The 15,572-nt window shown below is 37.5% G+C and carries 16 protein-coding genes, 1 tRNA gene, 1 other RNA gene and 1 other annotated feature; of the genes, 13 read left to right on the top strand and 5 right to left on the bottom strand.

Translation table 11 applies throughout. The annotated features are described in order from the left end of the window. Positions 1 to 26: 26 nt before the first annotated feature. The gene (locus AC2YJL_RS27280; protein WP_195695633.1) at positions 27 to 992 is read right to left on the bottom strand and encodes a YaaC family protein; all 966 of its coding nucleotides are present in this window, start codon (positions 990 to 992) and stop codon (positions 27 to 29) included. A 116-nt stretch (positions 993 to 1,108) separates the two neighbouring features. Between AC2YJL_RS27280 and guaB the strand changes: the two genes are divergently transcribed. From guaB to AC2YJL_RS27250, 6 genes are all read left to right on the top strand, one after another. Further along, complete coding sequence (guaB, locus tag AC2YJL_RS27275; protein WP_251569215.1) at positions 1,109 to 2,575, top strand: IMP dehydrogenase; 1,467 nt, start codon at positions 1,109 to 1,111, stop codon at positions 2,573 to 2,575. A 150-nt stretch (positions 2,576 to 2,725) separates the two neighbouring features. Further along, positions 2,726 to 4,081, top strand: a complete 1,356-nt coding sequence (locus AC2YJL_RS27270) for a serine hydrolase (RefSeq protein ID WP_230931624.1) — start codon at positions 2,726 to 2,728, stop codon at positions 4,079 to 4,081. 189 nt (positions 4,082 to 4,270) lie between these two features. After that, positions 4,271 to 5,158 (top strand): pyridoxal 5'-phosphate synthase lyase subunit PdxS, encoded by an 888-nt coding sequence (gene pdxS, locus AC2YJL_RS27265; protein WP_013054829.1) that lies wholly within the window; start codon positions 4,271 to 4,273, stop codon positions 5,156 to 5,158. Positions 5,159 to 5,179: 21 nt separating this feature from the next. Next, positions 5,180 to 5,767, top strand: a complete 588-nt coding sequence (pdxT, locus tag AC2YJL_RS27260; protein WP_028412710.1) for a pyridoxal 5'-phosphate synthase glutaminase subunit PdxT — start codon at positions 5,180 to 5,182, stop codon at positions 5,765 to 5,767. A 57-nt stretch (positions 5,768 to 5,824) separates the two neighbouring features. Continuing rightward, positions 5,825 to 6,037, top strand: a binding site (T-box leader). A 52-nt stretch (positions 6,038 to 6,089) separates the two neighbouring features. Further along, entirely contained in the window at positions 6,090 to 7,367 is a 1,278-nt protein-coding gene (gene serS, locus AC2YJL_RS27255) for a serine--tRNA ligase (RefSeq protein WP_230931625.1), read from the top strand. A gap of 112 nt (positions 7,368 to 7,479) precedes the next feature. Beyond that, positions 7,480 to 7,572, top strand: a tRNA-Ser gene (locus AC2YJL_RS27250). Positions 7,573 to 7,692: 120 nt separating this feature from the next. Here AC2YJL_RS27250 and AC2YJL_RS27245 read toward each other — a convergent pair. The 4 genes from AC2YJL_RS27245 to AC2YJL_RS27230 form a co-directional block, all read right to left on the bottom strand. After that, entirely contained in the window at positions 7,693 to 8,373 is a 681-nt protein-coding gene (locus tag AC2YJL_RS27245) for a deoxynucleoside kinase (RefSeq protein WP_013054832.1), read from the bottom strand. After that, positions 8,373 to 9,008: a deoxynucleoside kinase gene (locus tag AC2YJL_RS27240; RefSeq protein ID WP_028410386.1), complete on the bottom strand. Its 636-nt coding sequence runs from the start codon at positions 9,006 to 9,008 to the stop codon at positions 8,373 to 8,375. Before AC2YJL_RS27240 ends, AC2YJL_RS27245 begins: the two co-directional genes overlap by 1 nt. 143 nt (positions 9,009 to 9,151) lie before the next feature. Then, positions 9,152 to 10,453, bottom strand: a complete 1,302-nt coding sequence (locus AC2YJL_RS27235) for a glycoside hydrolase family 18 protein (protein ID WP_050691627.1) — start codon at positions 10,451 to 10,453, stop codon at positions 9,152 to 9,154. 56 nt (positions 10,454 to 10,509) lie between these two features. After that, a complete protein-coding gene (locus AC2YJL_RS27230) occupies positions 10,510 to 11,052 on the bottom strand; it encodes a cysteine hydrolase family protein (protein ID WP_028410388.1) in 543 nt (180 codons plus the stop codon). Positions 11,053 to 11,131: 79 nt separating this feature from the next. On the opposite strand from AC2YJL_RS27230, the gene tadA reads away from it, so the two are divergent. The 7 genes from tadA to AC2YJL_RS27195 all read left to right on the top strand — a co-directional run bounded on the left by tadA (position 11,132) and on the right by AC2YJL_RS27195 (position 15,364). Further along, on the top strand, positions 11,132 to 11,602 hold the full coding sequence (tadA, locus tag AC2YJL_RS27225) for a tRNA adenosine(34) deaminase TadA (protein WP_251569216.1): 471 nt from the start codon (positions 11,132 to 11,134) through the stop codon (positions 11,600 to 11,602). 102 nt (positions 11,603 to 11,704) lie between these two features. Continuing rightward, positions 11,705 to 11,969, top strand: an RNA gene (gene ffs, locus AC2YJL_RS27220) — signal recognition particle sRNA large type. A gap of 130 nt (positions 11,970 to 12,099) precedes the next feature. Beyond that, complete coding sequence (dnaX, locus tag AC2YJL_RS27215; protein WP_369361886.1) at positions 12,100 to 13,788, top strand: DNA polymerase III subunit gamma/tau; 1,689 nt, start codon at positions 12,100 to 12,102, stop codon at positions 13,786 to 13,788. Positions 13,789 to 13,807: 19 nt separating this feature from the next. After that, positions 13,808 to 14,128 (top strand): YbaB/EbfC family nucleoid-associated protein, encoded by a 321-nt coding sequence (locus AC2YJL_RS27210; protein WP_013081327.1) that lies wholly within the window; start codon positions 13,808 to 13,810, stop codon positions 14,126 to 14,128. A gap of 15 nt (positions 14,129 to 14,143) precedes the next feature. Further along, positions 14,144 to 14,740, top strand: coding sequence for a recombination mediator RecR (gene recR / locus AC2YJL_RS27205; RefSeq protein WP_013054839.1), 597 nt, complete (start codon positions 14,144 to 14,146; stop codon positions 14,738 to 14,740). 14 nt (positions 14,741 to 14,754) lie between these two features. Further along, on the top strand, positions 14,755 to 14,979 hold the full coding sequence (locus AC2YJL_RS27200) for a YaaL family protein (RefSeq protein WP_013054840.1): 225 nt from the start codon (positions 14,755 to 14,757) through the stop codon (positions 14,977 to 14,979). A gap of 115 nt (positions 14,980 to 15,094) precedes the next feature. Beyond that, positions 15,095 to 15,364: a pro-sigmaK processing inhibitor BofA family protein gene (locus AC2YJL_RS27195; protein ID WP_028410391.1), complete on the top strand. Its 270-nt coding sequence runs from the start codon at positions 15,095 to 15,097 to the stop codon at positions 15,362 to 15,364. The last annotated feature ends 208 nt before the right edge of the window (positions 15,365 to 15,572 follow it).

Raw genomic sequence — 15,572 nt, 5'->3', positions numbered from 1 at the left:
ACTTAAAAAAAGACTAGCTATTTTAGCTAGTCTTTTTTTGTATGTTCATTTAAGTAACAAGAAATTAGGTAGGGAATCTTTTGAGCCGTAACTTCAAGGAATCTCAAGATAAATGGGTAATCTTTCGAAGAGTATGTATGCAATAATTCATACCACCACTCTGTTTCATAACGTGAAATCATACTTAAATTATAAAGTAATAAGTAATGTGCCAATATCTCAGGGAAATATAAGCAGCTATCTTTTTCCAACGGGGCATGCAACGTGTTAGCTTGGAAATTGTACATAAAAGGTGAACAATTATACAAACTGCTTGAAGGGTCAAGAATACATACCTGATCTTCTGACAGAGACAATGATAGATGGGAACGCTCTTTTAAAAAAGAATAGAGCCTTTCGTGATTCATATGATAACACCGTGTAACTTGTTCAGGAATAGGCAAAGAGTTAGCTGGAAGCGATCCAATAGTTGTTAAATGGGAAAATGGCTTCGTACCCAAATTTAAAAATAATGTCTCTAATTCAGGTACACAAGACAATAGATAATTCATTGTATATTTACTACCTTCCAGTTGTTTCACATGAAACAATTCTTCTCCTACTTGTGAAAACAAACCGCTTTTTTGAATCTTAACTTCATCATCTAAAAAATCATAACTTTGTTTTTTTCTTTTTCGTGTTGATACTCCATGTGCTAACACCGCCGTATTTTCGGGATATACTGGGTTTTGTGTTAACAAACTGGCTTTTAACAGCTGTGACATTCCATAAAATAATAAAACTGGTTGAACTGATACAGGAGATTGTGCCGCAACTTGATAATAATTTTTACTGTGTTCCAAATAATAAATAAAGGGGTAACTGTTTTTAAAGCTATGTTGCTCTGCATCGCTATAATTCAATTTTTGATAGCGCTTTTTTAAAAAGTCTTGTACAAAAGGAACAGAGAAAAATAAATTGTAGGACGTCCAAACATCATTAAATTTATGCAACTAAATCACCTTTTCTTTTTATTAGAATTATCTGATATCTAGTGAAGTTATTGACAGGTACATATCTGCTTGTTAATCTACTAATAATATTCTGTCGTTTAAAGGAGGATTCTATAATGTGGGAAAGCAAATTTTCTAAAGAAGGCTTAACATTTGATGACGTTTTACTGGTGCCAGCAAAATCTGAGGTACTACCTAAAGACGTTGATATGAGTGTTGAACTAACAAAAACATTAAAATTAAAGGTGCCGTTCATCAGTGCAGGAATGGATACAGTTACAGAAGCTGAAATGGCTATTGCGATGGCTAGACAAGGTGGTTTAGGTATCATTCACAAAAACATGTCGATTGAACAGCAAGCAGAACAAGTTGATAAAGTAAAACGTTCTGAAAGTGGTGTTATCACGGATCCTTTCTTTTTAACTCCTGAAAACCAAGTATTTGCTGCTGAACATTTAATGGGCAAATATCGTATCTCAGGTGTGCCGATTGTCAACAACGAAGAAGAACAAAAACTAGTTGGAATCCTTACAAACCGTGACTTGCGTTTCATCCAAGATTATTCAATGCAAATTGCTGATGTAATGACAAAAGAAGAATTAGTTACTGCTCCAGTAGGAACGACTTTAGAAGAAGCAGAGAAAATTCTACAGCAATACAAAATTGAAAAGTTACCTCTTGTAGATGACAATGGCGTATTAAAAGGTCTTATCACAATTAAAGACATTGAAAAAGTAATTGAGTTTCCAAATGCAGCTAAAGATCAACAAGGTCGATTATTAGTTGGAGCAGCTGTTGGCGTAACAGCTGATTCAACTGTTCGTATCGAAAAATTAGTACAAGCTGGCGTTGATGTTATCGTTATTGATACGGCGCATGGACATTCACAAGGCGTTTTAGATACGGTACGCAGCATTCGCGAGGCATATCCAGAATTAAATATTATTGCTGGTAACGTAGCAACTGCTGAAGGTACAAAAGCATTAATTGAAGCTGGAGCAAACGTAGTAAAAGTAGGAATTGGACCTGGTTCAATTTGTACAACTCGTGTTGTAGCTGGTGTAGGCGTTCCACAAATTACAGCAGTGTATGACTGTGCAAGCGAAGCTCGTAAGCACGGTGTAGCTATTATCGCAGATGGCGGTATTAAGTACTCTGGAGATATCGTAAAAGCACTTGCAGCTGGTGGACATACAGTAATGCTAGGAAGCCTTCTAGCAGGAACGACAGAAAGTCCTGGCGAAACAGAAATCTACCAAGGAAGACGCTTTAAAGTGTACCGTGGAATGGGCTCTGTAGGAGCTATGGAAAAAGGAAGTAAAGATCGATACTTCCAAGAAGATAATAAAAAATTAGTTCCAGAAGGTATTGAAGGCCGTTTGCCTTACAAAGGACCTGTAGCAGATACTTTATATCAAATGATTGGCGGTTTACGCGCAGGAATGGGTTACTGTGGTTCAGCTAACTTAGAAGCGTTACGTGAACAGGCACAATTCATTCGTATGACTGGAGCAGGTTTAAGAGAAAGTCACCCACATGATGTGCAAATTACAAAAGAATCTCCTAACTATTCTATGAGATAATCATGAATGTTTAAAAAACACGTTTCCCTATTAGGGAAACGTGTTTTTTATGTCATGGATCGTGAATGTAACAGTACTTCTTTATCTATTTTTTTAAATTTTAGTATGATAAAATTACATTTATGTGAGTTTACGTTTGGAGGGTATAGAGTGAGAAACGCAGTACAGAAACAATTAATTTGTGTCATTGCTGTTATGTTAATGGCCAGCGTATTTTTTGTCTCTACACAAGCATCAGCTGCTTCTAAAACAGATGATATTGGTGTTGAAGCAGATGCAGCCATTTTAGTAGAGGCAAGTACGGGGAAAGTGCTATACGGGAAAAATACGGATGCTTTATTAGGTATTGCAAGCATGACAAAAATGATGACGGAATACTTAGTATTAGAATCCATAAAAGATAAGAAATTATCTTGGGATCAACGTGTGCCAGTTAGTAAATATGCAGCTAAAATTTCTCAGGATTATGGATTATCAAATGTACCGTTAATCGAAAACCAAAAATACACGGTGAAAGAATTATATGATGCCATGGCTATTTATTCAGCTAATGGAGCAGCCATTGCTTTAGCTGAAGCTGTCAGTGGTTCTGAAGAAGGTTTTATTAAGTTAATGAATGAAACGGCACAAAGATTAAATATGGGTGAATCAAAATTTGTCAATTCTACAGGTCTTTCTAATTCATTGCTAAAAGGAATGTATCCAAAAGGAACAAAGGAAGAAGATGAGAATCTTCTATCGGCTCGGGCAGTTGGTACCCTTGCTTACCATTTAATTCATGATTATCCAGAATCTTTGGAAGTAGCTAAAACTCCTTCTAAGATGTTTAGACAAGGGCAACAAGGCGAAACAAAAATGAACAATTGGAATAAGATGCTCCCAGGTTTTTCAACTGCCTACAGCGGCGTAGACGGCTTAAAAACTGGTCATACAGATTTTGCAGGTCAATGTTTCACTGGGACTGCAGAGCGTAACGGGGTAAGATACATAACAGTTGTAATGAATGCTAAGGAAAACGGCAAGTCTACGGAAGCTGCTCGTTTTTCTCAAACGAAAAAGATATTAGATTATGCTTTTAGTCATTTTCAGTTAAAAGAAGTAGTGCCTGCTAACGGCCAGATTAAAGGGCATGAAACAATTGATGTTGCTAAAGGGAAATCAAAAGAAGCTTCCGTTTCTCCAAAGAATTCGGTAAAGATTATTACCGAAAAAGGTCAAAAAGATCATACTAAAATCAACTTTAAGTTAAACGATAAAGTTGTGAAGGATCAGAAAGTTGTAGCTCCTATTAAAAAAGGAGAAACAGTTGCTTATGTGAGTGCAACAAACAGTAATCTTAAAGATCTAGGCTATGTAGGAGGTCAAACTACAGATAGCATGACGCCGGTTGTGACAAACGAATCCGTTGAAAAAGCTGGATGGTTCTCTCTCGCTATCCGCAGTATTGGTAACTTCTTCAGCGATATTTGGATGAATGCTGCAAATACAGTGAATAATTGGTTTTAATGATAACTCAAGAGAAAGAAGAGATACTACAAGAGAGTATCTCTTTTTTTATTTTTAGATTTGTTTGTATATAATCTATAAATTAGATAGGAATTTTCCGAAAAATGCGGTAAAATAGACACTAAGTTTTGAATTTTGTATATACACTAAAAATTATTGTGAAACACTTGATACAGGAGGAAGACAAACATGAATAACATTACAGGTACTGATCGTGTAAAACGAGGAATGGCGGAAATGCAAAAAGGTGGCGTTATCATGGACGTGATCAATGCAGAGCAAGCAAAAATTGCAGAAGCAGCAGGTGCTGTTGCCGTTATGGCATTAGAGCGTGTTCCAGCTGATATCCGTGCAGCAGGCGGCGTGTCTCGTATGGCAGACCCAACAATTGTTGAAGAAGTGATGAATGCTGTGTCCATTCCAGTTATGGCAAAAGCTCGTATTGGCCATATTGTTGAAGCACGCGTGCTAGAAGCGATGGGTGTAGACTACATCGATGAAAGTGAAGTGTTGACTCCAGCTGATGAGGAGTTTCATTTAAATAAAAATACATTTACGGTTCCATTTGTGTGCGGTTGCCGTGATCTTGGCGAAGCATCTCGTCGTATTGCTGAAGGAGCTGCAATGCTTCGTACAAAGGGCGAACCAGGGACAGGAAACATCGTGGAAGCGGTGCGTCATATGCGTCAAGTAAATGCTCAAGTACGTAAAGTTGTAGGCATGGACGAAGATGAGTTAATGACAGAAGCTAAGCTATTAGGCGCACCTTATGAGTTATTACTGCAAATTAAACGTGAAGGTCGTTTACCAGTTGTAAACTTTGCAGCAGGCGGTGTAGCAACACCAGCAGATGCAGCGTTAATGATGCAGCTTGGAGCAGACGGCGTGTTCGTTGGATCAGGAATCTTTAAATCAGACAACCCTGAAAAATTTGCTCGAGCAATTGTTGAGGCAACAACACATTATCAAGACTATGAGCTTATTGCAAACTTATCAAAAGGATTAGGAAGTGCAATGAAAGGGATTGAAATTTCATCATTATTACCAGAAAACCGCATGCAAGAGCGTGGATGGTAATTTAAAGGGAGTTTTGACAAAATGGTAAAAGTAGGCGTGTTAGGATTACAAGGTGCCTTTCGCGAGCATGCACAAGCATTAGAAGCAGCAGGCGCTGAAGCCATTATCATAAAAAAAGTTGAACAGCTAGACGAAATAGATGGTTTAATCCTACCGGGCGGCGAAAGCACAGCGATGCGTCGTCTGATTGACAAATATGACTTTATGGAACCTCTTCGCCAGTTTGCACAAGCAGGTAAACCAGTATTTGGTACGTGTGCGGGTTTAATTTTACTCGCAGGACAAGTTGTTGACCGTGAAGAGCCCCATTTAGGTGTTATGGATATTACGGTAGCTCGAAACTCGTTTGGGCGTCAACGGGATAGCTTTGAAGCTGCCCTAAATATTAAAGATATCGGTGAAGATTTTATAGGCGTATTTATCCGTGCTCCGCATATTGTAGAAGTAGGAGAAAACGTTGAAGTCTTAGCCATGCATAACGACCGAATCGTTGCAGCAAGACAAGGTCAATTCTTGGGATGTTCGTTTCATCCAGAATTAACAGATGATGCTCGCATGGCGCAGTATTTTGTAGCAATGGTTGAAGAAGCTTCAAAAAAACCTGTATAAATGAATTGCATCTTGTACAGACTTGTAGTACATTATGATTAATAAAAATGATATTGGTATAAAGCGTTGATAGGAAATAGTAATAAGATTTTTGATTTCAAGAGAGTCGATGGCTGGTGTGAATCGATAATCAATTCTTATGAATCCGTCCTGGAGCAAGCTGTCGAAAAAGTAGTAGGCAGTTTCGGTTCATCCGTTATCTGGTTTAAGAGGAAGGCTTATTTTAGCTTTCAATTAGGGTGGCAACGCGGGTAAACTCTCGTCCCTTTCATGGGGATGAGAGTTTTTATTTTGCCCTTTTATACTAAAGGAGGTACTAAGTATGTTAGATTTAAAATTTTTACGTGCTAATTTCAATGAAGTAAAAGAAAAGCTCAAGTTTCGTGGTGAGGACTTAACGGACTTAGGTCGCTTTGAAGATTTAGATGCAAAACGCCGTGAGCTAATTGCTCAAACAGAAGAGTTAAAAAGCAAGCGAAATGAAGTATCACAGCAAATTGCACAATTGAAGCGTGAAAAACAAGATGCTGATCACTTAATCGTTGAAATGCGTGAAGTAGGAGACCGCGTAAAGCAATTCGATGAAGAGCTTCGCAGCGTTGAAGAAGAATTAGAACGATTGCTGCTTTCAATTCCTAACGTTCCACATGAAAGTACGCCTGTAGGTGAAACTGAAGATGATAATGTAGAAGTTCGCAAATGGGGAGAAATTAAACAATTTGATTTTGAACCAAAACCGCATTGGGATTTAGGAACAGATTTAAATATTTTAGATTTTGAAAGAGCTTCGAAAGTAACGGGAAGCCGCTTTGTATTTTATAAAGGGCTAGGTGCAAGATTAGAACGCGCCCTTATTAACTTTATGATGGATTTACATATGGATGAGCATGGTTATGAAGAAATCCTTCCTCCATATATGGTAAATCGTACAAGCATGACGGGAACAGGGCAGCTTCCTAAATTTGAAGAAGATGCCTTCAAGATTAAAGAAGAAGATTATTTCTTAATTCCTACAGCTGAAGTACCAGTTACAAATTTGCATCGTGATGAAATTTTAAGCGGAGATCAGCTTCCAATTGCTTATACAGCGTATAGTGCTTGCTTCCGCTCAGAAGCAGGCTCTGCAGGAAGAGATACACGTGGTCTTATTCGTCAGCATCAGTTTAATAAAGTAGAACTCGTTCGCTTTGTTAAGCCAGAAGATTCTTATGATGAATTAGAAAAATTAACGGGCCATGCTGAAAAGGTTCTTCAACTATTAGGTTTACCTTACCGAGTTCTAAGCATGTGTACAGCTGACCTAGGTTTCACAGCAGCCAAAAAGTATGATATTGAAGTTTGGATTCCAAGTTATGAAACGTATCGTGAAATTTCTTCTTGTTCAAACTTTGAAAGCTTCCAAGCTCGCCGTGCTAATATTCGCTTCCGCCGTGATACAAAAGCAAAACCAGAGCATGTTCATACACTAAACGGCTCTGGCTTAGCAATTGGTCGTACGGTAGCTGCAATTTTAGAAAACTACCAGCAGGAAGATGGATCAATTCAAATTCCAGAAGTGCTGCGTCCTTATATGGGAAATAAAGAATTTATTTCTAAATAAAAAATAAAAGATGTTCATTAAGAATTAATTCTTAATGAACATCTTTTTTAAAAAAATCAATAAAAGAGTTGACTTCATTATTTTTATATGATAAATTAATACTTGTCGATACGGAGGAATACCCAAGTCCGGCTGAAGGGATCGGTCTTGAAAACCGACAGGGGTGTTAAAGCCCGCGGGGGTTCGAATCCCTCTTCCTCCGCCATATTTGACTTATAATGCAATTAACATAGCGCGATAAATTGGAGATTGGAAAACCGTTACTTATAAGTAACGGTTTTTTATTTGTTAAAAATGCCGCTTTAATAGATAAAGCGGCATTTTTTTATAGATGACGGCGTTTTAGCTTTTCATTATGTTGTAAAAAGCGAGCCACTTTTTCAACAATTGATTCAATTGAATCAGGATCCTTGATAAGGTCGTATTCTCTAATATCTAAACGAAGAATAGGGCAAGCCGTAAAGTTATTAATCCAGTCTTCGTATCGGGCGTGCATCTCTTTCCAATAATCAAGAGGCGTTTGCTGTTCCATTGGTCGCCCTCTTTCTTGAATGCGATCTACAATATCTTCGAAGCTGCCTTCCAAATAAATAAGCAGATCCGGATGAGGGAAATATGGAGTCATAACCATTGCATCGAACAAGCTTGTATATGTTTCATAGTCTACTTTAGACATCGTTCCTTTTTCAAAATGCATCTTAGCGAAGATACCGGTATCTTCGTAAATGGATCTGTCTTGGATGAAGCCGCCACCATACTCGAAAATTTTCTTTTGTTCTTTAAAACGTTCAGCTAGAAAATATACCTGTAGGTGAAAGCTCCAACGTTCAAAATCCCCATAAAATTTGTCCAGGTAAGGGTTGGAATCTACTTTTTCAAACGATGTGCGAAATTGGAGAGCATCAGCCAATGATTGAGTCATTGTAGATTTCCCAACTCCAACTGTACCCGCTATCGTCAACACAGCATCATTAGGAATGTTGTATTTAGATCGTAAGTTTACCATTACATACTCCTTTTTAACATACTCTCTTGAACCTCTGATAAGATTCTATTTAAGTGTTGTTTATTTTGTACAAAATCTATTTCATCACCGTCATAACGTAAAATGGTTACATCAGGGTTATTTTGTTCAAACGCCGTCATAGCCTTTTCATAATCATCACTTAGCCTCGCAAGGTAGTGAGGATCGATGTTTCGTTCAATTTCTCTTCCGCGCATTTTAATACGCTTTAACAAGGTATCTAAACTGGCATTTAAATAAATAATAATGTTCGGAGCTGGCATATCAGCCGTTAAGATATGGAAGATTTGTACGTATTTTTTATACTGTTCATCTTTTAACGTTTGCTCAGCAAAAATCATGTTTTTCATAATATGATAATCTGCTACAACAGGTTTTTTATAAGATAAGAACCCTTTTTGAATATCCTCCAACTGCTTATATCGATTACATAGAAAAAACATTTCGGTTTGAAAACTCCACTCGTTGATATTTTCATAAAATTTCCCGAGAAATGGATTTTCATCTACAATTTCTTTTAAAATTTCGAATTGAAATGCTTGTGCAATCTCTTTAGCTAGAGAGGTTTTTCCGACACCGATGGGTCCTTCTACTGAAATAAAAGGTGTGCCTTGCATTCATTTGCCTCCTTCATGACCACTCGTTCAAAAAAAACAGACAAAAAATATTTTAACATAGAGAAGGAGAATAAGGGGAAAAGAAATTTCTTCTAGTAAAAAGAATAACAAAAAGCCTACTGTTCACAGTAAGCTTTCCCTATTTATGGCTGTGTCACTCTTTTGGTAATTTTGAAGTTGTCTTCAATCAAGAGCCAGTTTTGCGGGAAATCCAAGCCTAGTTTCCAGTAGGCCATTCCTCTAAGTTTTAGTTCTTTGATTAAATCAAACTTGGCCTGAATAGACCTAGCGTCTTCAAACCATACTTCGTGGGTGCGCTGCTGTTCATCTTTATACCGGAAGAAAGGAGCTTGTGCTTTATTGTCGTATTGAATCGCTACTTTATAGCGAGCTGCCAACTCAATAGCTCGTTGAGGGCTAATGGCTTTGGCATATTCTCCTCCTGGTTTATAAGGAAGTGTCCAATCGTAACCGTATAGGTTTTGACCCATGATAATTTTTGAACTAGGTATTTCAGATACTGCATATTCTAAAACATCACGTACGGGACCAATAGGAGAGACGGCCATAGGAGGCCCACCGCTATATCCCCATTCATATGTCATCGGAACAACGAAGTTAGCAATCTCTCCGATGGCTTTATAATCATGTGCTTCATACCATTTGCCTTTTTGATCTCGACTTGTTTTCGGAGCTAAAGCCACAGACATAAGAAGTTGCTCATCTTGAAGCCGCTTTTTTGCTTTCTGTAAAAATGCAATATAGGCTTCTTTATCTGCCGGACGCAAAAATTCGAAGTCAAAGTGAATGTCTCTGAAATTTTGTTCTTTCGCTGTTTTTACAATATTATTTAAGAGCGTATCTTGAACGTCTTTATTATTTAAAATTGCTCGGCCGACTTCGTCACTGAATGCACCGTTTTCAATATTAGCCAATACCATTAAGAAAATGACGTCATTTTCTTTAGCAATAGAACCTAAATTGTTAAGTGGAGGTGCCTTTAGAGAACCGTCTTTTTGCACTTCGAAGTTCGCTGGCCCGAGATAAGTAAGGTATTTTGCATTTTGATTAATCATTTTCTCTGTTTGAGGAGTGATTTTTCGATTGCTTGTTTCAACATACCCTAAAAACTCACCGTTTCTTTTGTTTGGAGAAGGGGGAATTAAGATGCGGCGGCCAGGTGTTAAGGGTGCTGTAACTGAAACATTGTTCGCATTGGCAATAGCCTGATAGCTAACGCCTAATTTTCTTCCTATCTTCCATATAGTGTCCCCAGCTTTTACTGTGTAGTAAGTACCGTTGATTGGAATAACCATAGATTGCCCGATGACGAGTTGACTTGGATTAGGTAATTCATTTGCTCTTATAATTTTCCCTGCGTCAATGCGGAATTGTTTTGCAATACTATATATACTGTCACCTGCTTTAACAGTGTAAATTTGCATAATAAAAAGCCTCCATTTCATATGACTTACTTCCATCATATGAGAAGGCTTTTTACTTAATTCATCAACTCGGTATGTTTGCAAATACGAGCATTTAATACATTATGCATCATTCTCAAAGCAAAGGTATTGTCTTCATCTGCGTTTGAAGCAATACAATCTTCAGGCACAATTAAGTTATACTCACGCATATAAGCATCGTTGGCTGAAAAAAGCACGCATATATTTCCCGCAATTCCTGTTAAAATAAGTGTATGCACATCGAGCTGTGATAGCAAAATATTTAAAGCTGTCCCATAGAAGATAGAATGCTTTGGTTTAATTAAGAAGTAATCAGCGTTTTGTGGTGAAATATGATGTAGAATGGGTGAGCTTACCTCATTTGTACAGTGTGTTAAAATGGTTTCTAAGTTTGCCTGCCATAGCTTATAGTGGTCATTCACATAGATAATAGGGATATGTTGAGACGATGCGTACTGTTTTAACTGGGCAATGTTTTGAGCAATGGTTAAAGATTTTTCAGCAAGTATTTTGCCGTTTTTAAATTGAAAATCGTTTAGCATATCAATAATAATTAAAGCAGTTTTAGCGTTCTTCACACAAGGTCTCTCCTTTTCCTGATGTACATAGTAAATAGTTTGACTCAGAAAAAATATAATATGTAAGGTTGGATAAAAAGTGTTAAATGATGAAAAGTATATGAGGTTGGCAATTGATGAAGCATTAAAAGCCAAAGATAAATTAGAGGTTCCCATTGGAGCAGTTATTGTTCAAAATGATGAGGTGGTTGCTTCAGCTTATAATTTACGAGAAACAGAACAGCGATCAGTTGCTCATGCGGAACTTTTAGCAATTGATGAAGCATGTAAAAAACTAGGAACATGGAGATTGGAAGACGCTACGTTATATGTCACCTTAGAACCATGTCCGATGTGTGCAGGTGCTATTGTATTATCAAGAGTAAAAAGAGTTGTGTTTGGCGCTTATGATCCTAAAGGTGGCTGCGCGGGAACGTTGTTAAACTTATTAGAGTTTGAAAAGTTTAATCATCAAGCAGAAGTAGTAGGAGGTATGCTAGAAGAAGAATGCGGGAGCCTCTTAACCACCTTTTTTCGTGAGTTGCGTCAACGAAAAAAAACTGGAAAATAGAGCTAGAAAAGTAAGTTTTCTATAGCAGTTGCATTTTCGAATGAAAAGACGTATACTTGTAAATGCATCAACTTGATGCCCAAACTATTGGTTTCAACTTTGCCGTGCTAAGCGGGGAGGTAGCGGTGCCCTGTACTCGCAATCCGCTCTAGCGAGGCCGAATTCCTTCTTGAGGTTAGCTCATCTTAGGGCCTGCCTTAAGTAAGTGGTGTTGACGTTTGGGTCCTATGCAATGGGAATCTGTGAACCCTGTCAGGTCCGGAAGGAAGCAGCAGTAAGCAGAACCTCTCATGTGCCATGGGGTCGCCTGAACCGAGCTAACTGCTTAAGTAACGCCTGGGGTGGCTAATCGACGGAAGGTGCACGGCAGTTATATACATAAGTTTAGTCTACTCTGTTGGAGTAGGCTTTTTATTTTATCTCTCACTATTTTGAAAAAAAACCTCATAATACGCTATAATGATAACTAATGAATTATATTAAAAGGAGAGGATGTAGTGGCATATCAGGCTCTGTACCGTGTATACCGTCCTCAAAGCTTTAACGACGTAGTCGGTCAACAACATATTATCAAAACACTTCAAAATGCCCTTGTCCAAGAGAAATTTTCGCATGCGTATTTATTTTCTGGGCCTCGAGGGACAGGAAAGACAACAGCTGCTAAAATTTTAGCGAAAGCCGTTAACTGTGAAAAAGCACCCATTGCTGAACCCTGTAATGAATGTGCAACTTGTCGGGGAATTACTGATGGTTCCATTTCTGATGTAATTGAAATTGATGCAGCTTCTAATAATGGAGTCGATGAAATTCGAGATATCCGTGATAAAGTAAAATATGCACCTAGTGCTGTTCGATACAAAGTGTACATTATTGATGAAGTTCATATGCTTTCAATTGGAGCTTTTAACGCTTTGTTAAAAACGTTAGAAGAACCTCCTGCACATGTTATTTTTATTTTAGCTACAACAGAGCCGCATAAAATTCCATTAACGATTATCTCTAGATGTCAGCGCTTTGATTTCAAACGCATTTCGCCAGAAGATATCGTATATCGAATGAAGGAAGTATTAGGTTCTGAAGAGCTAGAAGTAAGCGAGGATGCTCTTTACGAAATTGCGAAAGCTTCAGAAGGCGGCATGCGAGATGCACTTAGTCTTTTAGACCAAGCCATCTCGTATAGTACGGAGAAGGTGAGCTTAGAGGATGTTCTATCCATAACAGGAGCAGTATCACAGGCTTTTATTGTGAAGATCGTCCAAGCTATCTTTAACGAAAACATTGTAAAAGCGCTAGACTCTGTTGAAAGTTTGATCAAAAACGGAAAAGATCCAGCGAGGTTTGTAGAGGATCTCATCTTCTATTATCGTGATGTTCTGCTTTATCAAGCTTCTGAAGAAAATGCATATTTACTTGAAAAAGCAGCGGTTAACGAAGAGTTTAAAGAACTGAGTTCAAAAATGGATAGTGTTTTTATTTATAAAGTCATTGCTGAATTGAACCAAACTCAGCAAGAGATGAAATGGAGCAATCATCCTCGAGTGCTACTTGAAGTAGCTTTAGTAAAATTAGCTCAAAGTACTACAAATCAAGAGAGTGCTCTTCCATACCAAGACATTTTGCAAAAAATGAATCAAATGGAAGCAGAACTGCAGCAGTTAAAAGAAAAAGGCATTCAAGTTGATCATACAGCTCAGGCAGCGCAAACAGAGAAAAAACAGACAAGACAGTCAAGAAGTCAGTATAAAACGCCTGTTGGGAAGGTAAATGAAGTTTTAAAAAATGCCACTCGGCAGAATTTAGAAACGATTAAGCGATCTTGGGCGCAGGTATTAGACACATTGAAACAACAAAATAAAGCTTCACATGCAGCGTTGTTATCTAACAGTGAACCGGTTGCGTCTTCAGATCAATCATTTATACTTAAATTTAAATATGAAATTCATTGCAAAATGGCTTCTGAAAATAACAACAATGTACGTGATAATTTAGAGAATATCTTATATACTTTAATTGGCAGCAAGCGTGAAATGGTTGCAATTCCAGAAAGCGAATGGGATAAAGTAAGAGAAGAGTTTCTTCAAGGGCAGCAAAGCGATGGGTCATCAGGTCAACCACAGGAGGAAGACCCTTTGGTTGCAGAAGCGAAAAAGCTATTTGGAGAAGACTTAATCGAAATTCAAGAGTAAATTTAGGAGGAATGTTCATATGATGAAAGGCATGGGCAATATGCAAAAAATGATGAAACAAATGCAAAAAATGCAAAAAGATATGCAAAAAGCGCAGGAAGAGTTAGCTGAAAAAACTGTTGAAGGTACAGCTGGCGGCGGAATGGTAACAGTTGTAGTTAACGGTCAGAAACAAGTAATTGATGTAAATATTAAAGAGGATGTAGTAGATCCTGAAGATATTGAAATGCTACAAGATTTAGTACTAGCAGCAACAAATGACGCATTAAAACAAATGGACGATTTAACAAATAACACAATGGGTCAATTTACAAAAGGTTTAAATATTCCAGGACTTTAATAAGGTGGTTGCCACGTGCATTATCCAGAACCAATATCCAAGCTTATAGATAGTTTTATGAAGTTACCCGGCATTGGTCCAAAAACAGCTGTTCGCTTAGCATTCTTTGTTTTATCTATGAAAGAAGATACAGTATTAGATTTTGCAAAAGCATTAGTCAATGCGAAGCGAAATTTAACCTATTGTTCAGTTTGCGGACATATCACAGATCAAGATCCTTGTTACATTTGTCAAGATCAGCGCAGAGAGCGAAATGTGGTATGTGTCGTGCAAGACCCTAAGGATGTCATTGCAATGGAGAAAATGAAAGAATATAACGGCTTGTATCATGTCCTGCATGGCGCAATTTCACCTATGGAAGGAATAGGGCCTGAAGATATCAAAGTACCAGAGTTATTAAAAAGACTTCAAGATGATGAGATTCAAGAAGTGATTTTAGCCACTAACCCGAATATAGAGGGCGAAGCTACGGCTATGTATATCTCTAGGCTCTTAAAGCCGACAGGAATTAAAATTACTAGAATTGCTCATGGGTTACCCGTTGGAGGAGACCTTGAGTATGCAGATGAAGTAACATTATCTAAAGCCCTAGAAGGTAGAAGAGAAGTATAACGAGGTACTCGCATATGTTTTTTAAAAGAAAAGGTTGGTTACGCAAAGAGTATGATGATGAATTTGTGAAGACTTTTATGCAAGTAAAGCAGGAATGGAGTCACAAAACTTCAATGGTAGAAAGAAGTGTAGATCCTTCAGAAGAGGTAATGGTAGATATTCGATTAGCCAAAATGAAGTATCTTTTTCTATTAAAAGAAGCCAAGCATCGAAATATTTCAATTAACAGGATGTCATAGAGGCATCCTGTTTTGTTGTCTTTATAAAATAAGGATTTCTCTCCGTGAATAGTGCTTTTTTTGAATGCTTGGACATACATATAAGGTAACTTATCTGCTTTAAGAAGGAGGCAACATGCTAAATCATCCCATTGTAGTTGTGTCTTTTTTAACAGGACTAATCATTCTACTCTTAGTAACAGGTGGTGTTGAAAAAATGCTTCGAGTCATTGGAAATTTATCGATTAAGCTGATTATTGGCGTTCTGCTGCTTTTCTTTATTAACATCTTTGGGGTACAGTTCGGTATTCATATCCCTATTAACTTCCCCACAGCCATTGTTTCAGCTATTTTAGGCATTCCAGGAATAGCTGCCTTACTTGTTATTAATAATTTCATATTATAATTTGGAGGAATATCCAAAATAAAAGTTTTCTGGAATCTTTTCGAGAAAACTTTTATTTTTTTTTGAAAAAGTTGTTGACCAACAAGTTAACAGATGTTATATTTATATACGTCGCTAAGACAACAACAAAAAATAACTCAAAAATAACTTAATGAAAAAAGTTGTTGACAAGTTATTCTCCAGGTGGTAAGATAAGAAAGTCGCCTTG

The organism is Priestia sp. SRI_019 (assembly GCF_057586255.1).
Note: the sequence above shows the minus strand (reverse complement) of the source record. Positions and strands in the feature narration are given on the sequence as shown.